General features: G+C 73.1%; 21 protein-coding genes and 1 pseudogene. 10 read left to right on the top strand and 12 right to left on the bottom strand.

Annotation, left to right across the window (positions count from 1 at the left end):
- The first annotated feature begins 47 nt into the window (after nt 1-47).
- The 5 genes from ABGB11_RS30015 to ABGB11_RS30035 all read left to right on the top strand — a co-directional run bounded on the left by ABGB11_RS30015 (nt 48) and on the right by ABGB11_RS30035 (nt 4,089).
- The gene (locus ABGB11_RS30015) at nt 48-443 is read left to right on the top strand and encodes an LLM class flavin-dependent oxidoreductase (protein WP_347638224.1); all 396 of its coding nucleotides are present in this window, start codon (nt 48-50) and stop codon (nt 441-443) included.
- The gene (locus ABGB11_RS30020) at nt 440-871 is read left to right on the top strand and encodes a hypothetical protein (RefSeq protein WP_347638226.1); all 432 of its coding nucleotides are present in this window, start codon (nt 440-442) and stop codon (nt 869-871) included. Before ABGB11_RS30015 ends, ABGB11_RS30020 begins: the two co-directional genes overlap by 4 nt.
- 42 nt (nt 872-913) lie before the next feature.
- Nucleotides 914-1,543: a hypothetical protein gene (locus ABGB11_RS30025; protein ID WP_347638228.1), complete on the top strand. Its 630-nt coding sequence runs from the start codon at nt 914-916 to the stop codon at nt 1,541-1,543.
- A 17-nt stretch (nt 1,544-1,560) separates the two neighbouring features.
- Entirely contained in the window at nt 1,561-2,277 is a 717-nt protein-coding gene (locus ABGB11_RS30030) for a hypothetical protein (RefSeq protein ID WP_347638230.1), read from the top strand.
- 120 nt (nt 2,278-2,397) lie between these two features.
- Nucleotides 2,398-4,089, top strand: coding sequence for a hypothetical protein (locus ABGB11_RS30035; protein ID WP_347638232.1), 1,692 nt, complete (start codon nt 2,398-2,400; stop codon nt 4,087-4,089).
- Here the strand turns inward: ABGB11_RS30035 and ABGB11_RS30040 are convergent.
- From ABGB11_RS30040 to ABGB11_RS30070, 7 genes are all read right to left on the bottom strand, one after another.
- Nucleotides 4,050-5,927 carry an ABC transporter ATP-binding protein gene (locus ABGB11_RS30040; protein WP_347638234.1) on the bottom strand — a complete coding sequence of 626 codons (1,878 nt, stop codon included), beginning with the start codon at nt 5,925-5,927 and terminating at the stop codon, nt 4,050-4,052. The two genes, ABGB11_RS30035 and ABGB11_RS30040, sit on opposite strands and share 40 nt — an antisense overlap.
- A 9-nt stretch (nt 5,928-5,936) precedes the next feature.
- Nucleotides 5,937-6,485 (bottom strand): hypothetical protein, encoded by a 549-nt coding sequence (locus ABGB11_RS30045; protein WP_347638235.1) that lies wholly within the window; start codon nt 6,483-6,485, stop codon nt 5,937-5,939.
- Complete coding sequence (locus ABGB11_RS30050; RefSeq protein ID WP_347638237.1) at nt 6,485-7,057, bottom strand: MauE/DoxX family redox-associated membrane protein; 573 nt, start codon at nt 7,055-7,057, stop codon at nt 6,485-6,487. Before ABGB11_RS30050 ends, ABGB11_RS30045 begins: the two co-directional genes overlap by 1 nt.
- A 20-nt stretch (nt 7,058-7,077) precedes the next feature.
- The gene (locus ABGB11_RS30055) at nt 7,078-7,287 is read right to left on the bottom strand and encodes a hypothetical protein (RefSeq protein ID WP_347638239.1); all 210 of its coding nucleotides are present in this window, start codon (nt 7,285-7,287) and stop codon (nt 7,078-7,080) included.
- A gap of 82 nt (nt 7,288-7,369) precedes the next feature.
- Complete coding sequence (locus tag ABGB11_RS30060; protein WP_347638241.1) at nt 7,370-8,884, bottom strand: serine/threonine-protein kinase; 1,515 nt, start codon at nt 8,882-8,884, stop codon at nt 7,370-7,372.
- A gap of 43 nt (nt 8,885-8,927) precedes the next feature.
- The gene (locus ABGB11_RS30065) at nt 8,928-9,986 is read right to left on the bottom strand and encodes an ornithine cyclodeaminase family protein (protein WP_347638243.1); all 1,059 of its coding nucleotides are present in this window, start codon (nt 9,984-9,986) and stop codon (nt 8,928-8,930) included.
- On the bottom strand, nt 9,983-10,915 hold the full coding sequence (locus ABGB11_RS30070; RefSeq protein WP_347638245.1) for a PhzF family phenazine biosynthesis protein: 933 nt from the start codon (nt 10,913-10,915) through the stop codon (nt 9,983-9,985). Before ABGB11_RS30070 ends, ABGB11_RS30065 begins: the two co-directional genes overlap by 4 nt.
- Nucleotides 10,916-10,986: 71 nt before the next feature.
- Between ABGB11_RS30070 and ABGB11_RS30075 the strand changes: the two genes are divergently transcribed.
- The gene (locus ABGB11_RS30075) at nt 10,987-11,850 is read left to right on the top strand and encodes a LysR family transcriptional regulator (RefSeq protein WP_347638247.1); all 864 of its coding nucleotides are present in this window, start codon (nt 10,987-10,989) and stop codon (nt 11,848-11,850) included.
- A gap of 13 nt (nt 11,851-11,863) precedes the next feature.
- Here ABGB11_RS30075 and ABGB11_RS30080 read toward each other — a convergent pair whose 3' ends face one another.
- Nucleotides 11,864-14,845 carry a BRCT domain-containing protein gene (locus ABGB11_RS30080; protein WP_347638249.1) on the bottom strand — a complete coding sequence of 994 codons (2,982 nt, stop codon included), beginning with the start codon at nt 14,843-14,845 and terminating at the stop codon, nt 11,864-11,866.
- Between the two features lie 75 nt (nt 14,846-14,920).
- Between ABGB11_RS30080 and ABGB11_RS30085 the strand changes: the two genes are divergently transcribed.
- On the top strand, nt 14,921-15,835 hold the full coding sequence (locus tag ABGB11_RS30085; RefSeq protein ID WP_347638251.1) for a LysR substrate-binding domain-containing protein: 915 nt from the start codon (nt 14,921-14,923) through the stop codon (nt 15,833-15,835).
- Between the two features lie 8 nt (nt 15,836-15,843).
- On the opposite strand, the gene ABGB11_RS30090 is transcribed toward ABGB11_RS30085, so the two are convergent.
- From ABGB11_RS30090 to ABGB11_RS30100, 3 genes are read right to left on the bottom strand one after another with little or no spacing between them, the layout of a single operon-like run.
- Nucleotides 15,844-16,950 carry a P-loop NTPase gene (locus tag ABGB11_RS30090; RefSeq protein ID WP_347638253.1) on the bottom strand — a complete coding sequence of 369 codons (1,107 nt, stop codon included), beginning with the start codon at nt 16,948-16,950 and terminating at the stop codon, nt 15,844-15,846.
- 1 nt (nt 16,951) lies between these two features.
- Nucleotides 16,952-19,759, bottom strand: coding sequence for a molybdopterin-dependent oxidoreductase (locus tag ABGB11_RS30095; RefSeq protein WP_347638255.1), 2,808 nt, complete (start codon nt 19,757-19,759; stop codon nt 16,952-16,954).
- A 24-nt stretch (nt 19,760-19,783) separates the two neighbouring features.
- The gene (locus ABGB11_RS30100) at nt 19,784-21,184 is read right to left on the bottom strand and encodes a 4Fe-4S dicluster domain-containing protein (RefSeq protein ID WP_347638257.1); all 1,401 of its coding nucleotides are present in this window, start codon (nt 21,182-21,184) and stop codon (nt 19,784-19,786) included.
- Between the two features lie 226 nt (nt 21,185-21,410).
- On the opposite strand from ABGB11_RS30100, the gene ABGB11_RS30105 reads away from it, so the two are divergent.
- From ABGB11_RS30105 to ABGB11_RS30115, 3 genes are read left to right on the top strand one after another with little or no spacing between them, the layout of a single operon-like run.
- Nucleotides 21,411-22,313, top strand: a complete 903-nt coding sequence (locus tag ABGB11_RS30105; RefSeq protein ID WP_347638259.1) for a fumarate hydratase — start codon at nt 21,411-21,413, stop codon at nt 22,311-22,313.
- Nucleotides 22,314-22,317: 4 nt separating this feature from the next.
- On the top strand, nt 22,318-22,917 hold the full coding sequence (locus ABGB11_RS30110) for a fumarate hydratase C-terminal domain-containing protein (RefSeq protein WP_347638261.1): 600 nt from the start codon (nt 22,318-22,320) through the stop codon (nt 22,915-22,917).
- 49 nt (nt 22,918-22,966) lie between these two features.
- A complete protein-coding gene (locus ABGB11_RS30115) occupies nt 22,967-23,701 on the top strand; it encodes a sulfite exporter TauE/SafE family protein (protein WP_347638263.1) in 735 nt (244 codons plus the stop codon).
- Here the strand turns inward: ABGB11_RS30115 and ABGB11_RS30120 are convergent.
- Nucleotides 23,658-23,841 (bottom strand): annotated as a pseudogene (locus ABGB11_RS30120) (hypothetical protein); the annotation flags it as partial. The gene ABGB11_RS30115 and the pseudogene ABGB11_RS30120 overlap by 44 nt on opposite strands.

The following is a 23,841-nucleotide window of genomic DNA, read 5'->3' on the forward strand; positions in this document are numbered from 1 at the left end:
GGAATCCGGGCATGGGGATCTCGTCGGCGTCGATATCACCGGCTTCGATGGTCCCCTCGACCACGAAACCAAAGAGGGCGCGCAGGGCGTCGGAGAGCGCGATGGAGGTGGAGCGGGCCGGCTACGGCACGCTGTGGCTGGACGCATCGCCGCCGGCCGACCTCGCCTTCGCGGAGAAACTGCTGGACGCCACGACCCGGATGGCGGTCGGCACGAGCGTGGTCAACGTGTGGACCGCCGACGCCGAGACCGTCGCCGCGTCCTACCACCGGATCGTCGCCAGGCACCCCGGCCGGTTCATTCTCGGCGTCGGGATCGGGCACCGCGAGGTCCACGCCGAGTGGGCGTCGCCGTACGACACCTTGGTGCCCTACCTTGACCGGCTGGCGCAGGCCGTGTCCCGGCCGAACGAGTGGTGCTGGCCGCCCTCGGTCCGAGGATGACGCGGCTGGCCCGCGACCGCGCCGCGGGCACCCTCCCCTGCATGGTCACGCCCGAGCACACCCGGAGGGCGAGGGAGGTCCTCGGTGCGGGCAAGCTGGTGCTCCCCGGTCACTTCGCGGTGCCGGAGCCGGACGTCGAGCGGGCCCGCGCCGGACCCCGGGCCGCGCCGCCCGGGCAGGCGTTGCAGGTGACCAACTACGCGAGCAACCTCCGGCGGCTGGGCTTCACCGACGAGGACCTCGCGGGCACCGGTAGCGACCGGCTCATCGACGCACTCGTCGCCCACGGCGGCCCGGCCGACCTCGCCCGCACCCTGACCGCGCACCTCGATGCCGGCGCGGACCAGGTCGGCGTCTACCCCCTCGGCGACGACCGCATCGCCACCCTCCGAGCGGCCGCCGGCGCCGTGCTGGGGTCCCGCGCATGATCAGCCGTTGACAAGCCCGCGGGGCTTCTGTGACCTGTATCCATGCGTTTCGGAACCAGGCAGCCGCTCCTCTTCCCGATCGGCCACTCCATGGGTGAGACCGGGGACGGTCAGGAGCGATCACACGTCATCCGGCGGGGCGGCGACCTGGTCGACATGGATCGCCGGCGGTTCGACCTGTGGAAACTGGCGCGGGGGAAGAAGGACGAAAAGCGTGGGTGGACCCGCAAGGCGGTGGAGCGGGAGGCCCGCCGGCTCGGTGTCGCCGACCCCGCGGCGATCGTGGACGGGCTGGTCGCCGACGGCCTGATCGCCGAGCTGGCGCCCGGCCGGAGGGCGGCCCATCGGTTCGCCCTCGCCTACCAGTTGCACCCGTTGATGATCGGTGTGGGGAACACGAGGCTCGAACCGTGGTTGTACGGCATCGGGTTCGGTGACCAGCCGGTGCTGCGAGTCGAGGGCCATCTGTTCAGCCTCTGGCAATGGGCACACCTCGATGAGAACCTCTGGCAGACCTGCCAGGTGTACGCGGACGCGGAGGCCCAATCAGGTGAGACGGACCGCGACCTCACCGACCCGCAACGCGTCCTCAAGCGCCTGGTCGGATCACTGCACCTGTTCACCGCGAACTCGGCCGCATACCTCGATGTGGCGCGGGGCTCGGGTGCGTGACGCCTAACCTGGTCCGCATGATCGAACCGAGCCGGGACGGGACCGCACTCATCTTCCCGGTCGGTCATGACATGGGCGGCAGGTATACCGCGCGCCCGGCTCCCAACGCCTACCTCGAACGCGAGTACGAGACTCCGATCGCAGGCATCGACGACGGGATGGCCCTGCCCCGGCCTCGTCCGCTTCGCACGGTGGTCGAGCCGACGGGTCACCGGCTGCGGATCGGTCTTCGGGCGGAGAAGCTGTCCGGCGAGGAGGCCGCGATCTGGCGGCTGGCTCACGGCCCGGCGGACGGCACCGGGAGCCGGCCGTGGACTCGGACGATGCTGGACGAGCAGGCCCGCGCCGGCGGCCACCGCGCGCCCGACCGGCTGATCGACCGCCTTCTCGAACGAGGCGCCCTCGTCGAGGCGGCGCCGGGGACGGCCGACGCCGCCGGTTTCGCGCGCCGGCACCGGCTGCGCCCCTTGATGGTCGGCTTCGGCAACACCGCGGAGCAGCCGTCCACCTTCGGTGTCGGCTATGCCGACCAGCCCGCGGTGGAGCTTCCGCACGACCTGTACCTGGTGTGGCAGTGGAGCATTCACTCCGACCTCTGGGCCACATGCGAGCAGCTGGCGGAGCGGGATTCGTCCGACTCGATCAACAGTGTGCTGACCCGGGTGCTGGACGCCTTGCATTTCCTGCTCGCGCACCACGTTGTGTACTTGGACAGGGTCGCCGGCAACGGGTAGCACGACCGCGGTCGTTGAGGTGAGTCAACGGCCGAGCAGGGCCTTCTGGGTCTGGACCCGGCGCCGGATGTGTGGTGAGCTGCGGAAACCTCTCCATACCAGCGGATCCAGGCGACGCTCGTGGTCCCGCTGCTGATGGCCGACGAGGCGCTCGGCGTCCTGTACGCCGCCCAGCGGCGCCCGTATCCCTGGGCCGAGGCGGAGCAGCACGCACTCGACCGGATCGGGCAGGACCTGGCGCTCCGGTTGCGGCAGCTCGACGTCGACGGGCGGCGCGAGGAGCGGGTGCGGGTCGCCGAACAGAAGTACGAGCGGACGCTCGGTGCGCAGCGCGAATGCGCGGTGCTCGCGGGCAGTCTCGCCGCGCAGGAGGACTCCGGCGCGGCGCTGGACCTTCTGGCTCTCAAGGTCGGCGGGCTGGTCGAGCTGCGGAACCGTGACGGCCGGCTGCTCCGCTCGGCGGGAGACGTCGGCGACGGCAACCCCAGGGTGGTGTGGAGGCGGGAGCTCCAGGGGACCGGGGGCCTGACCATCTCCGTCGTCGACGTCGTGGGCCTCGATGAGGTCGCCGCCGCGACCGTCGAGCTCGCGACCGGGCTGTTCCGCCTGCAGTTTTTTCGCCTGCGGGAGCACGAGCGGACCGTCGAGCAGCTCCACGGGGAGATGCTCGACCAGCTCCTGACCGGACGCGTCGCCGACCCTGACGCGTTCAGGCAGCGGCTCCTCACCATGGGGTTCGCCGCCGCCGAGGGGCAGGTCGTCGTGATCGGCGGCAAGCGCGGCGACCTCGGACGCGACTCGCAGCTCGCCGGCGTGCTCTCGGACGCCTTCGCCGGGTGCACGACCGGGGTGCGTTCGGGCCGGCTGGTGGCGCTGGTGGAGCCCGGTCCGGACGTCCGGGCCCGGCTGGAATCGGTGCTGGCGCGCGCACCCCACCGACGAGAGGACGCCATGAAGCTCATCACGTTCACGGCCGGCGACCAGGTCCACGTCGGCGCGATCGACGGTTCGGGCAGGTACGCGATCAGCCTGACGTCCGCCTCGAAGGGCGACCCGCGCTTCGCCTCGATGCTCGATCTCATCCGCGGCGGTGAGCCGGCCCTGGCCGACGCGGCCGAGATAGTCGAGCTTCACCCGGTGGACGCCGCCTTCGATCTGGAGACGGTGACGCTGAAGGCACCGCTGCCGAATCTTGGTCGTCCTCGTCCCCTCGCTGCCGGTGACGGCGGTAGGGAAGATCGACAAGAAGGAGCTACGGCAGGGCTGGCCGGGCTGGTGACCAGGCCGTCAGCGGGTCGGAGCCTTGAGACGGCGTATGACGACGCCGAGCACGCCCGCCCCGGAAAGGTAGCCGTGGTGGCGGGAGTCGAAGCTCGCGGTGGTGTTGTCGCCCAGGATGAGCAGGCGGCCGTCCGGCACGGGAGTACCGGTGGGGGCCGACACCCTGGCGGCCAGCGACGCGGGCACCGGGTCGCCGGGCACGGCCGCCGCCCGCTTGATCACCCAGGCGTGGCCGGAGGGGCCTCGGCTCCCGCGTGCGGCGGCGCTCGGCAGGCGGCCCGCCCTCCGGTGGGCGGCGTTCTCGACCACGACGATGTCGCCGGTCCGGACGTGCCGCAGCGACCGGCGGCGGACCAGGACGCGGTCGCCCGGGTCGAGCGTGGGCCGCATGCTCTGGCCGTCGACGTCGATCACGACGTAGCGGTGGCGCAGCCAGGCGACGAGGGCGGCGGTCCCGGCGAGCGCGCCCGCGGCGGCGAGGACGGTCCCGGTCATGGCGCGGGCACGTCCATGGCCGGGACCGGCTGGTAGCCGCTCGCCTGGAGCGTGAACAGCCGGGCGTACCTGCCGTCCGCCGCCATCAGCTCGGCGTGGGTGCCCTGTTCCGCGATCCGTCCCTGGTCGAGGACGACGAGCAGGTCGGCGTCGCGGACGGCCGCGAGCCGGTGCGAGATCAGCACGCTGGTCCGGCCCGCGCGGTGCTCGCGCAGCCGCGTGTGGATCTCGTGCTCGGCCTCGGCGTCCAGGCCGGAGCTGGGCTCGTCGAGGATCAGCAGGTCGCGCCGGTCGCGCAGGAAGGCCCGGGCCAGTGCCAGCCGCTGCCACTGGCCCCCGGACAGGGGGACGCCGACCTCGGGGTCGTCGTCTTCGGGGTCCGGCGAGAACAGCTTCGTGGAGAACAGGCGCGACAGCGGCGTGTCGTAGCCGCGTGGCAGCGCGGCCAGCGCGTCGTGAACGCCCGCCTTGCGAGCCGCGGCCTGCACGCGGTCGAGGTCCCGGTCTCGGAGGTCGCCGAGCCCGATGTTGTCGGCGGCGGTCAGGTCGTACTCCATGTAGTCCTGGAACACCACGCCGATCCGTGAGCGCAGTTCGGCCGGGTCCATGTCGCGCAGATCCACCCCGTCCCAGAGGATCGCGCCGCGCTCGGGGTCGTAGAACCGGCACAGCAGCTTGACCAGCGTGCTCTTCCCGGCACCGTTGCGGCCCACCAGGCCCACCGCCCGGCCGTGCGGGATCGTGAGATCGACGTCGCGCAGCGCCCAGGAATGCTCCGGCGAGTAGCGGAACCACACCCCGCGCAGCTCGATGCCTCGACGCAGCGGCGGGCTCGGCCGCGGCCCGGCGGGCACCGGCAGGTCCGGCTCGCTCGCGGTGACGGTGAGGTAGTGGTCGAAGAGCAACAACTGATGGTCGACTTGAGTCACGTTGCTCACCAGGGAGGTCGCCGCGGCCTGGACCCCTGCGACGGACGCGATGAGCAGCGGTATGTCGCCTACTGTGAGTCCACCGGCCCGAGCGGTGAAGAGCGCCCACAGCAGGCCCGCGCCGGAGATCCCGGCGGCCAGCACCCCCAGGCCGGACTGGGTGAGCAGATCGCGCCGATCCATCCGGCGCCGCTGCGCGTCGGCCTCACGCCGCTGCGCGGTCATCAACTCGCGGAAGTAGCGGGCGGTCCCGAACAGCCGCAGCTCCTTGGCCGCCTGGACGCTGCTCAGCAGCCGCTGGAAGAAGGCCTCACGCCGCTCCATGGGGGTGATCCGCCACATCATCCCCGCGCGGAGCCGGGACAGGTGCAGGTGGGCGACGAGCGCCGGGACGGCCGCGAGCGTCACCGCCAGCGTCAGCCAGCGGCTGATCACCAGCAGCGAGCCGAGGAACGCGGCGATGGTGATCGCGCCGCGGCAGACGGTCAGCACTCCGAAGACCAGCATCGCGGGCGCGCGGCCGCCCGCCCCCTGGGCCATCGCCAGGCGGTCCAGGAACGCCGGGTTCTCGAACCTCGCCAGGCCGGGAAGCCGCTCGACCGCCGCGAAGAGCCGGTCCTGGGCGGTCAGCCCGATCCGGCGTTCCAGCTCCTGCCGGATGTAGACCGACATCTGCGGCAGGACGGCGACGGCCGCACCGGCGACCAGCAGCCCGCCGCCCAGCCAGGCCAGCGCCGGACCGCTCGCGGGCGGCCCCGTGATCGCGTCGAGCGCGAGCTTGGTCAGCCACGCCACCCAGACCGGCACCAGCGCCGCGACCAGTTCGAGCGCCCCGTAGCCGAGGATCCGGTGGCGGCCGGCGCGCCAGGCCAGCCCGAGGGCGCTCCCGATCCTGGCGGCACCGGCTCTGACGCCGGTCCTGATCCCGCCGTGGGTGTCGCGCATGAGCGGCGGTCACACTCCGGCGGTGGAGGCCGGGCGGTTCAGCTCCAAGCCACTGGTGACCACGGTCCCGGACTGGTCGAGGATGCCGAACGCGGGGAAGGAGCCCAGCCCCAGCGCCGTGCCGATCCCACCGGTCACCGGCGGCTCGACGACGACCCGGGCGACCGGCTCCAGCCGCTCGCGGTAGGTCTCCGCCTCGTCCTCCGATCCCGCGACGACGGCGATCACCTGGTCGCGTCCGCCGGAGAACGTCCTCGCGTAATCGACGAAGGCGGGCAGCTTCTCCTCGCAGGCACCGCACCCCGGCGCGAGGGCGCCGATCAGGGTCAGGCCGGACAGCCCGTCCCGGGACACCGGCTCACCGGTGGTGGCGACGGCCTCGAACGGCCCGGCGGTCTCCCCTTCGTCGAGGATCGCGTAGGGCCGCCGTCCCCCGGACGACAGGTCCGAGATCAGCTCGGTGTGGTGCCGGAGCCGCCGGACGACGCCGAGCGTGAGAACCAGGTCCAGTAGGCAGACCGCGAGGGCCAGCAGGGCCAGCGCCGCGACGAGGGGCATCAACGCGAGAATCCTTTCGTGGCGTGGTGCGCATCAGGGGGCACCACGGGACGGAACAGTCCGGCGACGTCGTCGGCGGTCACCACGAAGGCGGCGACCACGGCACCGGCGACCGCGGCGATGACGCCGCCCGCCGGCTCGACCGGCCCGTCCGCGACCGCTCCGGCGGCCGTGCCGAGGACGGCGCCGGCGGCGAGCACGCCGTTCCGGACGAGATGCACCCCGCCGACCGGACGGGCCGGGCCCCCGAAACACTGGCAGGGTGCGCGGTCCCCGCGCCGCAGCGCGGCCAGGACCGCCACGGCGAAGGCCGTCGCCAGAAGACCGGCGAGGGCGAACCCGATCCAGGCCGTCCGCGGCGAAACCAGGAGCACCACCACCGCCGCCTCAGCGGCGATCACACCACCGGCCACCACGGGTGCCGGGACCCGGGAGAGCACCCACCCCGGTCCCAGCCGGCCGGCCGCGGCCACGAACCGGGCGTAGGACTCACGCCCGCGAAGCTTGCCCAGGAACGAGGCGACGAACACCAGCCCGACCATGCAGCGGCACCCCAGCGCGACGTACGCCATCACACACCCCTGACGCGGGACTAGCAGGGGTGGGGGTTGGAGTAAGCGCAGTAGGAGCCGGCCGGGCACCGTCCGGGTGCGGTTCCGCCCGGGTTGTAGCAGCACCACCAGTCGCGGGTCCGGTCGCAGACTCCGTCGTTCCAGCAGCACGTCGCCTTGGCGGACGCCTGCGCCTGAGGGACCACCAAGCCGAGCAGGCGGTCACCGAGCTCTTCGAGCTTCGCGAGCATTCTCCAGTCCCCTTCGTCGACCGGTGACCATGAGATCACCAACCGCATTCAGACCGGCTTCATTTCTGCTTCACCGCGGCGCTCAGGCTGTCAGGAGCCTGCTCTTCCACCAGATGAAGGGCTGGATGCCGAGCCAGGTCAGAGCCAGGAGCATGAGAGGGACGGCGAGGGCGACGTTGTCGTCGGCGTCGAGGTCGAGGCCCGACCCGGCCAGCTCGTAGACGGGCACGACCCAGAGCAGGGCCACCAGGCCTTCGACGAGCACGGCCCCCGTGAGCAGGGCGAAGCGGGCGGGCCGGGGTATCCCCCGGCGGGCGAGTGACGGGTTCGTCGCGGTGAAGGCGAGCATCAGCGCGAGCGCGCCCAGGACCCAGGAGATGTCGAATGTGAGGTTGGCTTCGACGGGCCCGGCGGTCGTGGCGTTCTGGTACCCGTACACGACGAGGGCCTCCAGATGGAGGCCGGCGAGGACGGCGAGGACGAGGGCGGGTGCGAACGCCTGCCACCGCGGCTGGAACCACATCACGCCGAGGAGGACGAACGCCGCGATCCAGGGCACCGGCAAGGTCAGGAGCGTCTCCGGCGAGTAGACCCGCAGGGTCCGCGTGGTGCCGGGGCCTGGCCACGGCCCGACCAGGTAGATCAGCAGCGAGAGCGCGGTGCACGCGAGGGCCGCCCTGACGACGCGGCTCGTGCCGCTCCGGGGCGGCTGGAGGAGCGCGGTGCGCGGCGGCCGGTGCGGGATGCGCGACCCCGTGTCGGCCGCCGTCTCGGCGGCGGGGTCCAGGACGGCGGTGAGCAGGGTGCGGACCTGGGCGGGAGAGAGCCGCTCGTCCGGGTCCTTGCGCAGCAGGCCGTCCAGGACCTGCGCCAGCGGGCCGCCGCACCGGGGCGGGGACGGCCGCCGGGTGGCGATCGCGACGAAGAGGGCTCCGTGGCCCGGGCCGTCGAACGGGCGGCGCCCCTCGACCGCCGCGTACAGGGTGGCGGCCAGGGACCACAGGTCCGAGGCCGGGGTGACGGCCCTGCCCTCGACCTGTTCGGGCGACATGTAGGCGGGCGTGCCCAGCACCATGCCCGACCGGGTGATCGTGACGTCGCCCTCCAGCGCGGCGATGCCGAAGTCGGTGATGAGGACACGGTCGCCTTCGATGAGCACGTTGGCGGGCTTGACATCGCGGTGGACGACGCCCTGCGCGTGGGCGGCCGAGAGGGCGTCCAGCATCGCGAGCCCGATCGCGGCGACCCGGCTCGGGGGAAGCGCCCCCTGCTCGGCGAGGAGCTGTTCGAGGGAGCGGCCGCGGACCAGCTCCATGACGATCCAGGGGCGGCCGTCGTCGCCGATGACCCGGTCGTGGACGGTGACGATGCCGGTGTGCCGCAGGCGGGCGGCGGCGCGGGCCTCGCGTTCCATCCGGGCGTACCACGCGCGCCGCTCCTGGTCGGTGACCTGGTCGGGCACCCGGAGCTCCTTGACGGCGACCTCGCGGTCGAGGTCGAGGTCGTGGGCGCGCCACACCGCCCCCATGCCGCCCTGGCCGATCCGGCTCAGCCTGCGGTACCGGCCGGCCAGCACCCCGTCCCCGTCCCAGCCCATGATCGGAATCTATCGGGGCGGGACGGCCGGGAGAAGGTGATCTCTAGAACTGGCAGACGCTTCTGTCTGTACGACCGTCCGGGGTCCGGCGCAGATCGAGGATCGATGCCGGGGGCGAGGTGCCGGCCTCGGGCGCGGCCTCGCCGGTCAGGCGCGGGAGCACGGTCTGCGCGGCGGCGAGGTCCTGGACGCCGAGGCCGATGAGCTTGGCGACGGTGATCTCGGTCTCGCTCCGGCGGGCATGCCCGGCCGGCACGAGGTCGCCGAGTTCCGCGCCGATGCCGGCCTCGGTGACGGCGTGCGCCGCGAGGGCGGCGCGCAGGTCGCCGGCGTGGACGGGCGCGTCGGTCCTGCTGTCGACGACGAGGAGGTCCGCGCGCCGGAAGCAGGCGGGGTCGAGTTCGGCCTTCGTCGCGTCGTCGGCGCCGACGGCGGTCACGTGCTGGCCGGGCCGCAGCCAGGACCCGGCGACGATCGGCCGCCTGCTGGAGGTCGCGGTGACGATCACGTCGGCGGGCCGGACGGCCTCCCGGGCGTTCTCGGTGACGGCGACCGTGACCCGGGGCGCCCGCGCGCCGATCGCCTCTCGCAGCGCCCGCGCGGCGGCGGCGCGCCTCCCCCAGACCAGGACGGTGTCGATGGGACGTTCCGCGATGGCCGCCAGCGCCTGGAGGTACGCCTGGACGCCGGTGCCGAGGACGGCGAGCGTGCCGGCGCCGCGGGGCGCGAGCAGCCGGGTGGCGAGGGCTCCCGCCGCCGCGGTGCGGACGTCGCTGAGGTGGTGCTCGTCCTGCAGCAGCGCCAGGAGGTCCCCGGTGGCGGCGTCGTGGACCGCGACGTACCCGCTGCCGGCCGGAAGGCCGCGGGCCGCCCGCGCCGCGAACCATGCCGCCACCTTGACGGTGAACACCGGCCGGCCCGGCAGCCAGGCCGACTTGACGTGCACGTCGCCGTCCGGGCCCGCGGGCGCGAAGACCGCGAGGGGCGACGCGCCGAGCCCGCGGCTGAAGGCGGCCAGCGCATCGGCGACCGGGTCGACGAGGTCCTCGAACCCGATGGCGCGGCGGATGGCGGCGGCCTCGAAGATCCGCGGGGCGGTCATGCCGGTCCCGGGAGGGCGTGCAGGCGTCCCGTGCCGACCACCGCGACGCCGCCGCCCACGGTGACCCGGACCGGCCGCTCCGGGGGGCCGTACGCGGTGATCGTGATGGTGCTCGGCCTGCCGGTGCGGCGTCCCTGCGCCAGCGGGGTCTGCACGCCGTCCTCGGCGCGCCCGTGGTGCAGGAGGTAGGCGGCGACGCATCCGGCCGCGCTGCCGGTGGCGACGTCCTCGATGACGCCGTCGTTGTTCCAGTGCCGGCCCTCCGGGGCGGAGGCGTCGAGCACGTAGGCGAACTCCGCGCCGTGGCGTCCGAGGAATGCCTCGAAGTCCGGGGAGGAGATCCGCGCCCTGGCGAGCGCGTCACCGTCGCGCACCGGGACGACGAGGTAGGCGAGGCCGGTCGACCACACCTGCGGCGGGAGCCGCGGATCGAGATCGTCGGCGGACAGCCCGAGCCGGTCCGCGATGGGCGCGGCGTCCTCGGCGGCCGGGGTGCCGACCAGTTCGGGACGGCCGGCGTCCATCAGCGCGGTGAGCCGTCCCGGGGCGCTGCGCCGCGTGGCGACCTGCACCGACCTGGCGGGCAGGTGGATCGTCCATTTGCGGTCGGCGTCGGCGGGCGCGCCGTCGAGGTCGTGCAGGACGGCGGCCGCCCCCAGCACCGGGTGCCCGGCGAACGGGAGCTCCTCGTTCAGGTCGAAGACGCGGGCGTCGGCGGACGGCCCGTCCGGCCGCCGCGTCACGAAGATCGTTTCGAAGTGGCGCAGTTCCCTGGTGACGGCGGCCATCTGGGCCGTGGTCAGCGGGGGCGGGTCGACGAAGACGGCGAGGCTGTTGCCCGCGTAGGGCTCGTCGGTGAAGACGTCGACATGGTGATACGCGGCAGGGCGATCTGCGGCGGGGCCGGACTCGGTCGGGGCTTGGGGCATGGCGCCAGGCTAGAAAGCCGGCCCTCCCATCGAGAAGAGCAATATTGAGATGGTAGGCATAAGATTTTCCAATGGACAGGGACTTCGAGATCGCGGACCTGCGCTCGTTCGCGGGCGCGGTCCGCGCGGGCAGCATCACCCGGGCGGCGGCGGCGCTCCAGCTCAGCCAGCCGACCGTCAGCCAGCGCATCCAGCGGCTGGAGCGGGCCGCCGGCGAGCGGCTGCTCCTGCGGGAACCGCGCGGCATCCAGATCACTCCCGCCGGCGAGACGATGCTCGCCTACGTGGAGCGGGTCCTCGCGCTGCACGACGAGGCGCGCGCGGCGGTCGGCCGGCGCGGGGACGCGCCGCACGGACGGCGCGTGCTGGGCCTCCTGGAAGACCTCGCGATGACCACCCTGCCCACCGCCCTGGCCGACGTCGCCGCCCTGCACCCGAGGATCGAGCTGGAGGTGGTCATCGGCGCCGCGGCGACACTGCGCCCGCTCGCCGACGAGGGCCGCGTGGACCTGGTGTTCGGCGACCCGTCCGTCATGAGCGAGAACGCCGTCCGGTGGCGGCGCCGCGTCCCTCTTCTCTGGACCGCCGCGGCCTCGATGGACCCCCTCATGGATCCGCTGCCGCTGGTGATGTTCTCCCAGCCGTGCCAGTGGCGGGCTCCGGTTCTGGACGCCCTCAACCGGCGGGGGCGGGAGTGGCGGATCGCCTTCGAGAGCAACAGCGTCCACGCCGTCCAGGCCGCGGTCAGCGCCGGTATCGGAGTCGGCGCGCTGCTGGCGGGCAACGTCCCCGCCGGCGCGGCGCGCCTGTCCTGCCACCATGACCTGCCGGATCCGCTCGAGGTCGACATCGCCGTGTCCCGGCGGCCCGGCACCGAGGGGGACCCGGCTCTGGACGGCCTCGAACGCCTGCTCCTCCGGGCGGTCGAGCCGTAGCGGCCCATCCTCGCTAGAACGGGGGACGGTTGAAGCCGGTGTAGAAGAGCCAGATCGCGCCGAACGCGGCCGAGGGGCGGTCGTTGAAATCACCTCGCTCCGGCAGCCGCTCCAGGAGGTCCAGGACGGCGGAGAGGTGGCCGCACCCGGCGGCGGTCTCGATCAGTTGCGTGGTCGGATGCTGCCGCTGCGAGTGCGGTATGCCCTGGAGCCGGGCGTGCTCCCCGGCCAGTTCCCGGATGTCCTCGTCGGTCGGTGCCGCGGGCCGGACCAGTGGCGTGCCCCGGCGGCCCAGCTCGACGAGGTCGTCGCCGACCGCCCAGTTGTGGTCCCCCCACGTCTCCAGCAGGTCGGCGCGTCCCTGCTCGGCGAGAACCCTCAGCACTTCATACGGGACGTCCCAGCCCGGCAGGTTCTGGAACTCGCGGGCCAGGTCGAGGCGGCCGGTGCGCAGCAGGTACACCAGCCACTCCGCCTCCCAGAAGAAGCTGCCGTCCGGGTGCCCGGCGCGGTCGTCCAGGAGGCCGCGCACGAGATCGTCGCGTCCGCACTCCAGCAGCGGGTGGATGACGGCGATGTGGTCCTGCCACGGGTTGGGTTCGAGGCTGATGGACGCGCGGGCGTGCCGGAACCACTGCTCGGCGGAGCCCGTGTCGCCCAGCGCCTGGCAGGCGGCGCCGAACCAGGCCGACCTGTCGGCGTTGAACATCTTGGGGTCCACCGAGGGGTACAGCGACTGCGCGAGGGCGAAGGCGGCACGGGCGGAGGCCGCGTTCCCGGCCCGGGCGAGGATCACGGCGACCTCGGACGCCGCGGCGAGGCGGTCCGCCGGTTCGGGGATGTCGCCGACGAGGGTCATCGCCGCCTCGGGCTCGCCGTGCCGGGCGCGGAGCCGGGCGGCGGCCCGCAGGTGGTCGCCGATGTGGGTGCCCCAGCTGTACCGGTCGAGGTCGGCGAGGGAGGCGCGCGCCGCCTCGAACAGGTCGTCCGCGCTCGCCGTGTTCGGAGGCGGCCACTCCCCGGAATCGTCGCCGTCCGCCTCCAGCTCCTCGCGAAGGTCGCGGAGGATCTCGCCGTCCTCGGAGTCCAGCACGTCCGCGGCGGTGAGGGCGTCGGGCAGCACGCGAAGCTCGCCCCAGCGGATCGGCCAGGCATGCCGTTGCCCGACTCCCCAGGCGAGGAGGGCGTCCAGCTCGTCCTCGCGACCGTCCGGGGCGATCACCGCGTCGGGCTGGAGGGTCATCGCCCAGTGGTCCTCGTCGAGGGCGAAGATCTGCCCCTCGAACTCCTCGACGGCGTCGCCCTCCACCGGACGCGGGCCCGGCGGGACGTACAGGGAGTAGAAGTCGCCGACGACCTCGCCGGTCTCGACCTTCACGAACTGCATGACCACGTCGTCGAGCACGACCAGCGTGTCGTCCGCGCCCCAGTAGACCGTGTCGGCGCCGCCGGCGAGCACGCTGCGGATCAGCCGGGGGTTGGCCGGATCGGCGAACGACCAGATCTCGGCGGACCCCTCGATGGTCAGGAAGGCGGCCCGCTCACCGCCGGGGGCCCAGGCCCAGGCGTTGTGGTCGCCCTCCTGGTCCCCCCATCCCGAATGCGGGACCTGGGCGCTGAAGACGAGGCGGTCGCCGTCGAAGACGTGGACGCCTCCCGTCTCGGCGGTGCCGGTGGGGGGCGTCAGGACGGCCAGCCGGTTGACGGCGCGGCCCGGGGCCCAGTGCAGCGAGACGGGCTTGCCGAGGGCGAAGGGGCCGCAGCGGATCCGCCCGGTGGACGCCTCCCGCAGGAACAGGCCGCGGCGTGAGACGGTCGCGACGAGGGCGCCGTCCGGGCTGAGCTCGGCGAGCCGGCCGGGTGCGTGCCAGACGACCTCGCGCGTCGCCGCGTCCACACCGATGGCGTTCGACCCGTACAGGCGGGTGCCGTCGGGCGACCACGCGGGGTCCTCGATCCACTGCCCCACCAGCCAGTCGCCGTCGCCTTGTTCGAGCGAAGCGAAGTCGTCCCGCACCGCCTGGGGCAGCCGGCGCGCGAGCAGGTACGGGTGATCGGTCTCCACATGGTTGGGCAGCCAGCTCAGGTGGCCGCGTTCCACGGGGACGATGCAGCCCTGGAGCCCGCCGTCGCCGTTGGTGCCGCAGTGGAAGTAGACGCTGCGCCCGTCCGGAGAGAGGGCGAAATCCGACGGGCGGGAGTTGCCGTCCGACACGTCGATCGTGGCGAGCGGTTCGCCGTCGAACGTCCAGACCCCGACCATGTTCGTGCGATGCGCCATGGCGATGCGGGAGGAGTCGGCGGACCACTGGATCGTGCGCGCGTAGCGGGGCCACCCGATGCCGCCGTCGATCCGGCGGACGGTGTTGACGCACCGGCCGGTGGCGATCTCCCAGATCTGCAGGACGCCGCCCGCGTCGTAGTCGTCGCCGACCCAGCTGCCGGTGGCCAGGTAACGGCCGTCCGGGCTCATCGCGTGGGCGACGATCTCCGTGTCGTGCCCGTACGGATGCTGGAGCCGCGCCTCACCGCTGTCGATCAGCCGCCGGGTCGCCAGCCGGTGGGCGCCGGTCACGCCCTCGGCGCGCTCCAGCTCGGCCAGCCGGGCGCGCAGCGGCGGGACGTCGTGCTCGGGCGTGAAGGCCGACCAGTCCGCCCGGTCGAGGAGCGCGTACAGATCATCGGACCCGCGCGCACCCGCCAGCTCGGCGGCCGGGACGAACGGCCGGGGAGGCGGTTCCACCGTGGCGGCGGCGCCTTCCTCCCGCTCCAGCATGCCGATCAGCGCGTCCTCGTCGAGGTACGGCGTGCGGAGCATCGCGTCGGTGCGGGGAACGGGTCCTCGCTCGCCGGGGGCGACGACGATGAGGTCGGTCTCCTCGGTCGCCTCCTCCGCCACCCGGGCGCCGAGGGCCTGGAGCCGCCGTATCGCGGACTCCCTCTCGATCTCCCAGAACTCCCCGTAGAGCACGACCGTGCGCCCACCCAATTTCATGATCAACGGACCTTACCGGTGAGATGCGACATCGGCGCAATCCGTAACATCCGGGAGGTCTCGTAGGGTGGGGGCGTGCCACTAGCGCCGGGTACCCCCGAACTCGCCGACCTGGACCTCCTGCTCTCCGTCGAGCGCCTGGGGAGCCTCGGCCGGGCCGCCCGGGAGCACGGGATCTCGCAGCCGTCGGCGAGCGCGCGGATCAAGCTGCTGGAGCGCCGGCTGGGGCTGGAGCTGCTGGACCGCTCCCCGTCCGGGTCGCGGCTGACCGCGGCGGGCGCGGCCGTGGCGGAGTGGGCGCGCGACGTGGTGACGCCCGCGGCCGACCTCATGGCGAACGTCGCGGCCCTGCGCGACCGGGCGAGCGGCCTGCTGCGCGTGGCGGCCAGCATGACGATCGCGGAGTACCTGATGCCGCGGTGGCTGGTCGCGCTGCGCCGCGAGCGGCCCGAGCTGACGGTCACGCTCCGCGCGGAGAACTCGCACGACGTGGTGGAGCTGCTGGAGGCCGGGGAGGCCGACCTCGGCTTCATCGAGGACCCCGCCCCGCACGACGGCCTGACCGAGCTGGTCGTCGCCGACGACGAACTGGCCGTGGTGACCGCCCCCGGCCATCCCTGGTCGAACGGCCGCGGCCCCCTCACCCCCGGCGAGCTGGCCGCCGGACGCCTGGTGCTGCGCGAGCGCGGTTCCGGGACGCGGGAGACGCTGCACCGGGTGCTCGGCGAGCTGCGCGAGGGCCCGCACCTGGAGCTGTCGTCGACCACGGCCATCAAGGAGGCGGTGGTCGCGGGCGCCGGCGCCGCGGTGCTGAGCGCGCTCGCCGTGGAGCACGAGCTGCGCACCGGGCAGCTCGTCCGGGTTCCGGTGGCCGGGATCGAGCTGACCCGGCGGCTGCGGGCGGTGTGGCCCCGCCGGTCGGCGCCGGCGCCCCACGCGGAGGCGCTGCTGCGGATCGCCGTCCGGGCGGGCCGGGCGTCCGCCGAGTGACCTGGTGGTCAGACGGGCGAGAGCGGCAGCGGCATTCCGGCCAGGCCGCGCCGCGGCGCGTCCAGCGGCAGGGACAGCGCGACGTCCCGGAGCGCCGCCGCCGACGGGCAGCCGGGATGGCTCGCCATGACCGGCACGCCCGCGTCGCCCGACTCCCGCAGCCGCTCGTCGAGGGGGACGCGGCCGAGCAGCGGGACGCCGAGCGCGTCCGCGAGGGAGTCGCCGCCGCCGGCCCCGAACAGCGGGGCGTGCCGCCCGCAGTCGCACGTGAAGCCGGACATGTTCTCCACCACGCCGGCGACCGCGATGCCGAGGTCGGCGGCCATCCGCCCGGCGCGTTCGGCCGTCCGCCGGGCGGCGGGCTGCGGCGTGGTGACCACGATGACCCGCGCGTCCGGGACGAGCTCCAGCAGGGAGAGCGAGACGTCCCCGGTGCCCGGCGGCAGGTCGACCAGCAGGACGTCCGGGTCGCCCCAGTGGACGTCGTCGAGGAACTGCTGGATCGCCTTGTGCAGCATCGGGCCGCGCCAGACGAGCGGTTCGGTGCCCTCCACGAAGAGGCCGGTCGACATGAGCCGCACGCCGTGGGCCTCGACGGGCATCATCCGCCCGCCGAGGACGACCGGCGGGCGGGAGGCACCGAACAGCAGCGGGATCGAAGGGCCCCACACGTCCGCGTCGAGGATCCCGACCGTGGAGCCCGCCCGGGCCAGCGCCACGGCGAGGTTGGCCGTCACGGTGGACTTGCCCACGCCGCCCTTGCCGCTCGCCACCGCGTAGACGGCGGGCCCCCCGCCGGACAGGGCGCCGCGGACCGTGCGCGAGTCCGCCCGGACCCGCTCTCCCAGCTCGGCCCGCTCCCGCGCGCTCATCGCGGAGAACTCCACGGAGACGTCCCGGACGCCGGGCACGGCCAGCGCCGCCGCCTCCACGTCCGCGCGCAGGCGGTCGCGCAGGGGGCAGCCGGACGTCGTGAGCGCGACGCGGACGCGGACCTTGCCGCGCCGCCCCGCCTGCACGTCCGCGACCATGCCGAGGTCGGTGATGGGACGGTGCAGCTCCGGGTCCTCGACCGACGCGAGCGCGGCGCGGACCGCCCGGTCCAGTTCAGACATGTCAGACATGGAAGGCCCGCCGCTTCGGCTTGACGGGGCGCATGAGGAACTCGGGACGCCGCAGCCCGTCCGCGTTCGGTCCGGGCCGGGTCAGCTCCAGCCACTCCCGGTACACGGCCCGCGACCTGCGCGTGTCGACGACCACGTCCCCATACTCGTCGCCCGGTTCGACCGGGGCCAGCCGCACCTTCTGGTGCCAGCAGTGCATCCCGGACAGCGGATCCGGATGCACCGCGAAGGCCAGGTTCTGGTGGACGCCGGGATCGTCCCAGTCGATCCGGGAGCTGTCGGCGTCGCCGGACGCGAACGGCCGGACGCCCTTGCGGTAGCGCAGCCGCCACACCCCCTCCTCGCCGCGCTGGAGGTCCACCAGCCCGCTCACCCACCGGCTGCCGTCCTGCTCGTGCAGCCTCCAGCGGCCCATGTGGTGCGAGAGCGCGACCACGCCGGGACGGATGCCGGCCGTCACCCAGACCCGGGCGACGAAGTGCCCGATCTCGGTGTGCACGCGGACGAGGTCGTCGGTGGCGAGGCCGGCGGCGTCCTCCGGGTTCACCCACAGCGGGTGGGTGTTGCTGATCTCGTTCAGGTACTTGGCGTTGCCGGAGCGGGTGTGGACGAGGGTGGGCAGCCGGAAGGTCGGCATGAGGACGAGGTCCCCGGCGTCCCGGTCCAGCCGGTTCCAGGAGACGTGCGACTCCACGTATCCCGGTGTCGCGTGCTCGGGCCAGCCGAAGTCGGCGACGGCGGCCGAGTAGATCTCCAGCTTCCGGGACGGGGTGAGCCAGCCCTGGGTGGCCGTGCCGTCCTCGTGCAGGACCCCGACCGCCCCGGCCTCGCCGATCAGCGGCGGGACCGAGTCGGGCGTGGTCGGGCGGCGCAGCACGCCCTGCTCGTCGGGCTCGGCGCCGTCCAGTTCGGCGGGCGTGAGGGGCCGCTCGTCGAGCCGGTAGACCCCCGAGTCGATCTCGACCACGCCGTACTTGCGCATGTACTCCAGCGGGGTCAGCTCCGCCTCCTTCGCCTTCTCGGGCAGGCCCGGGACGGAGTTCTCGAAGACGTACCGGTAGTACTCGTCGACGGTGACCTTCTCGCCGGGACGGTACGGGGACTCGAAGTACTTGCGGATCCCGAGTTCACCGTCCGGGTCGATGCGCCAGGACAGCTCGAACCAGAACTCGTTCTCTTCCCAGACTTCGCCCGGGTTGGCGTCACGCGTGTCGGTGAAGGACTGGCCCGTCTTCTCCATCGCGACCCTGCGCACGGGCTGCCTGAAGCCGAGCCACCGTCCCGCGTGGGTCTCGTAGGAGTGGGTGTCGTGCCGTTCCGTCGAGTGCCCCATGGGCAGGACGTAGTCGGCGTACGCCGCCGTCTCCGACCAGGTCGGCGTCAGCGCCACATGACATCCCACCTGGTCGGTATCGGTCAGGGTCTCCATCCACATGAACCCGTCCGGGTTGGTCCAGACGGGGTTGTAGACCCGGCTGAAGTAGACGGCCAGCCTGGCGCGCCCGTCCGCGAGGAGGTGCGGCAGGAGGAACGACATCTCGTTGGTCGACAGCGGGTATTCGCGCGGCCAGAGCAGCTCGTTCCAGCGCTCGTGGGCGTCCGGCATGTTCGGGCCGTGGGCGACGAACTTGTTCCAGCCGTTCGGGCTGGTGCCGCCCTCGGTGCCGACGCTTCCGGTGAGCACGTTGAGGAAGAACAGGGACCGGGCCACCTGCCATCCGCCGAGGTTGCCCGCGGCGGCGGCGCGCCAGACATGCGCGGCGAGCCTCGTCCCGGCGCCGGCGACGATGCGCGCCAGCTCCTCGATCCGCTCCACCGGGATGCGGGCCTCGCGGGCCGCGTACTCGAAGGTGTAGCCGGCGTAGTCGGACTCCAGCCGATCGAGGAAGGTCTCGTAGTCGCGGGGCGCGTCCGGGTGGAGCCGTTCCAGGTAGGTCTGCCAGTTGACCCACCGGCGGATGTAGCCGTCCGCGAGCTGCCGCGTCCGGATCAGGTACGAGGCCACGGCCAGCAGGATCGCCGCCTCGCTGCCCGGCCAGGGGGCCAGCCACAGGTCGGCGTGGGACGCGGTGTTGGACATCCGCGGGTCGAGGACGACGAGCTTCGCCCCGTTCTGCTTGGCCTCCATGATGCGCTGCGCGTGCGGGTTGAAGTAGTGCCCGGTCTCCAGGTGGCTCGACAGGAGCAGGATGACCTTGGCGTTGGCGTGGTCGGGCGAGGGCCGGTCGTACCCGCCCCACAGCGTGTAGCCGAACCGCGCGCCGCTGGAGCAGATGTTGGTGTGGCTGTTGTGGCCGTCCACGCCCCAGGCCTGGAGGAACCGCTCGGCGAAGCCGTCCTCTCCCGGACGTCCCACGTGGTACAGGACCTCGTCGTGGCGGTCTTCGAGGATCGCCTGCCGGATGCGCGCCGCGATGTCGTCGAGCGCCTCGTCCCAGCTCACGCGTTCCCATTTCCCGGCTCCGCGCTCACCGGCCCGGCGCAGGGGATGGAGGATGCGCTCGGGGTCGTCCAGCTGGTTGATCGTGGCGGGGCCTTTGGCGCAGTTGCGGCCGCGGGAGCCCGGGTGCGCGGGGTTGCCGGTCACCTTGGTGACGGACAGGTCCTTCTTCTCGACGTAGGCGAGGAGCCCGCAGGCCGATTCGCAGTTGAAGCAGGTGGTCGGGATGAGCATGAACTCCCGCGGCACCTTGCGCGGGTGGGCCCGGGCGTCGTTCTCGACGTGGTGGTCCCACGTCTCGGGCGCCGGGTAGTTCCGCAACCTCTCGTGGTTGCGCATCCCGGGAAGGTCGATCGTCATAGGGCACTCCTCGGACGGCGGAAGCTAGGACAGCGGGACGTCCTGGCCGGCGCGGACGTACACGCTCTCGTAGGCGACGAGCGCCGCCTGGACGAGCAGGCCGCCCGCGACACCGGCGGCCGGGCCGAGGAGGGCCAGCGCGGCGCCCGCCACGACCGGCACCACCCCGGCGAGCCAGAACGTCCTGGCGTACCGGCCGCGCACGACGAGGTGCGCGGCGAAGGCCGCCGCCCGCCCCGAGTGCCGGCCGCCGTACTCCAGCGCCAGGAACAGCAGGTGGGCGGCCGCCGAGGCGACGAGCGCCCAGGTGAGGAACCGGACGGCCTCGCCTTCCAGCCCGGCGAACGGCGCGGCGACGAGCAGCGCCCCCGAGCCGGCCATCCCGGCCTGGGCGATCAGGTGCCAGAACAGGACGGGCGACTGCCACAGATCACGGCCCTCGGCCTGGCCGAACAGGAAGGCGGTGTACCCGGCCGTCAGCACGGCGATCGGGATCGCGGCCCAGCGCAGCACGGACATGTCTCCGAACAGCAGCCACAGCCCGCCGGCACCCGTGCAGGCGCACAGCACGACCCCGCCCCAGACCAGCCACGATGTCGGGTTGGGACGAAGGAACAGGTACAGGAACCGTTCGGGACGCTTCAGGTCCCAGACGAGCAGGGCCCCGGTACTGGCCGCGCCCGCGATGGCGAGGGCGGGCGCGACGTACCGTCCCACAGGCCCCAGGTCCACACCGGCGATCAGGGCGAGCGCGGCGAGGAGCAGGGCTCCGGCACCGGCGCCCTTGGTCCACAGGTACGTGGTGACGCGCCAGCCCCAGGGCCGGGGATGGGCGGTGTTGAGGGTGGTGCGGGGCCGGCCGGGTTCATCGGAGGGACCGGCGTCCCGTGCCGCCTCCAGGCGCTGCTCGTCCGGCCTCGCCCAGATGTAGGTGTCGTCGACGGGCGCGGCCAGGGGGTCGAGGACGGCGTGGTCGGCGCCGAGGTAGAAGACGTTGGGTCCGGTGTTCTGCTCGGGTGCCCGGACGGCCGTGGGCTGGGTGCTCACCAGCTTGCTGATGCCGCTCTCCGGGTCGTCGAGGTCACCGACCCAGATCGAATGGGTCGGGCAGACCACAACACAGGCGGGTTCCAGATCCTGGTCGACCCTATGGGCGCAGAAATTGCATTTCGCCGCGGTGTGGGTGTCGTCGTCGATGTAGATGGCGTCGTAGGGGCAGGCCTGCATGCAGCTCTTGCACCCGATGCAGCTGTCCCCGTCGAAGTCGACGATGCCGTCGTCGCGCTTGAACAGCGCCTTCGTCGGGCAGATCTTCACGCACGGCGCGTCCGTGCAGTGATTGCAGCGCATCACGCCGAACTCGCGTGTCGTCGACGGGAATTCCCCCTTCTCGACGTACTTCACCCAGGTACGGAACTGTCCCACCGGGACTTCGTGTTCCGTTTTGCAGGCGACGGTGCATGCATGACAACCGATGCATGTGCGCTGGTCGATCGCGAAGCCGTATTGCACGCCGACCAGCGTGCACACAGCGGCGCACGGGCCGGTACCCGCCGGTTGACGATGAGCTCATAGGCATTGCCTATGAGCGTTGACGGCCGCACTCCCGGCTTCCTATGGTCAGAGGTCAAACCACTAGGGAAGGGGTGCGATGGGTCCCGGCACGGTCCGGCTCGGAACCGACCAGCTCTACGACGACCTGCGCGAGGTCTCCGCGGCGCTCTACAAGAAGGCCCTGACCGACCTCCCGCCCGACGTGCGGCACTCGGTGGACGCCGCGCACCGGCGCGAGGAGGGCGGCGCCCGGCGCCGCCTGGAGGTGATGGTCAAGGCGATCGAGACCTCCGACGAGACCGGCATCATCGTCTGCCAGGACACCGGGATCTGCGTGTTCTTCGTCGAGATCGGCACCGAGGCGCCGGTCAACGGCGCCCGGATGACCGAGGCCCTGCGCCAGGGCATCGCCCTCGCCAGCGAGCGGCACTCGCTGCGGTCGAGCATCGTGCACCCGCTCACCCGCGAGAACCGCCAGGACAACACCGGCGACGGCGTCCCCGCCGTGCACGTCGACTTCGCCGACGGCGGCGACGGCCTGGACATCCTGCTCATCCCGAAGGGCTCCGGCTCGGAGAACATGTCGTTCCTGAGCATGCTCTCCCCCGCCGACGGCCAGGCCGGCGTCAAGAAGTACATCCTCGACCGCGTCGTCGAGGCCGGTCCGCGCCCCTGCCCGCCCACGGTCGTCGGCGTCGGCCTCGGCGGCACCGCCGACCAGTGCGCCGCGCTCGCCAAGAAGGCGACCCTGCGCCCCGTCGGGCAGCCCCATCCCGAACCGGAGATCGCCGAGTTCGAGCGCCAGATGCTGGACGCCATCAACACGACCGGCATCGGGCCGCAGGGCCTGGGCGGCGCCACGACCTCCTTCGCCGTCCACGTCGAGTACGCCTGGACGCACATCTCGATGAACCCCGTCGCCGTCAACATCCAGTGCTGGCGGGGCGAGCGGGCGCGTGCGCGCATCGCGGCCGACGGGCAGGTGACGTATGGGTACTGACCGCGTGGGTACTGACCGCGTGCTCCGGCTGGACGCCCCCTTCGACGAGGCCACCGCCCGTTCGCTGCGCTGCGGCGACGAGCTCTGGATCGACGGGACGATCTGGGGCGTCCGCGACGCGTCCCTCATCCGCTTCTTCGACGAGGGCGAGCGCGTTCCGGCCGACCTCGCCGGCGCCCTCTTCCTGCACACCGCGCCGAGCGTCCGCCGCACGGACGCGGGCGGCTACGTCCCCGTCTCCGTCGGCACCACGACCTCGATGCGGATGGACCGCTTCACCCGCGGCTGCGTCGAGGACCTGGGCGTCAGCGCGATCATCGGCAAGGGCGGCCTGAGTGCCGGATCGCTGGAGCATCTCGGCCGGCACGGCGCCGTCTACCTGTCCATCACCGGAGGCGCCGCCAGCTACGAGACTCTTCAGGTCGCCGAGATCGAGGACGTCCTCTGGGAGGACCTCATGCCCGAGTGCCTCTGGAAGTTCCGCGTGACGGGGTTCGGCCCCCTCTTCGTCACCATGGACTCGCACGGCGAGTCCGAGTACGAGCGGACGTCCGAGCGGGCCCAGGCCAGCATGGAGGCCGCCTACCGGAAGCTGGGCCTTTGACCGCTCCGACCGGCCGCTGCCGGCGGGCCGGTGCCCGTCCCCTCCGGCCATGACGCAGATCGTCATCGGCGCGGCCGGGATCTTCCTGGCCGCGCTGCTGGGCGGCGCCACCGGCTTCGGCTTCGGCCTGGTGGCGGCGCCGTCCCTGCTGGCGGCCGGGCTCCCGCTGCGCGAGGTCGTCGCCGCCAACCTCGCGATCGCCCTGCTCACCCGGCTCGCGGCGGTCCGGCGGCTGCGCCGCCATCTGGTCTGGCCGCGCGCCGCCCGGCTGATCGGCGGCGGCGTCCCCGGCATCCTCGCGGGCCTCGCCGTGCGCGGGACGCTCGACACCGGGGTGCTGAAGATCGGTGTCGGGCTGGTCGCGATCGGCGCCGCGCTGGCCATCGCGTTCCGGCCGGGCGACCGCGACGGCCCCCCGGCCGGCGCGGCGACGACCCTCGCCGCCGGGGCCGGCGGCGGGTTCCTCGGGGTGACGACGTCGCTGAACGGCGTCCCGCCCGCGCTGCTGCTGACCCGCGACCGCGTGGAGCAGATGTCGTTCGTCGCCGACCTCACCGTCTACTTCATCGTGTCGAACGTCCTCACGCTGGCGCTCCTCACCGCCACCGACCCGGGCGTCCTCGCGCCGCTGGGGAAGTACGTCGCCTTCTGGCTGCCGCTCGGCATCCTCGGCAACCAGCTGGGCATCCGCGCGGCCGACCGCATCCCCTACAGGGTGTTCCGGGCGATCAGCCTCGGCGTCATCCTGACGGCAGGCTGCGCGACGATCGCCACCGCGCTGTGACCCGCCCCGGACGGATCAGGGCCTTGATCTGCCGCTGGGCGTCGGCGCGCTGGTCGATGGCCGAGCGGCGGGCCACCCGCAGGTTGCGCAGCGCCTCGATCCGGCCGTCCCGCTGCTTGGGGACACCGGTCCGCTCACCG

It is taken from the genome of Actinomadura sp. B10D3, from assembly GCF_039871695.1.
GTDB classification, from domain to species: Bacteria; Actinomycetota; Actinomycetes; order Streptosporangiales; family Streptosporangiaceae; genus Spirillospora; species Spirillospora madurae.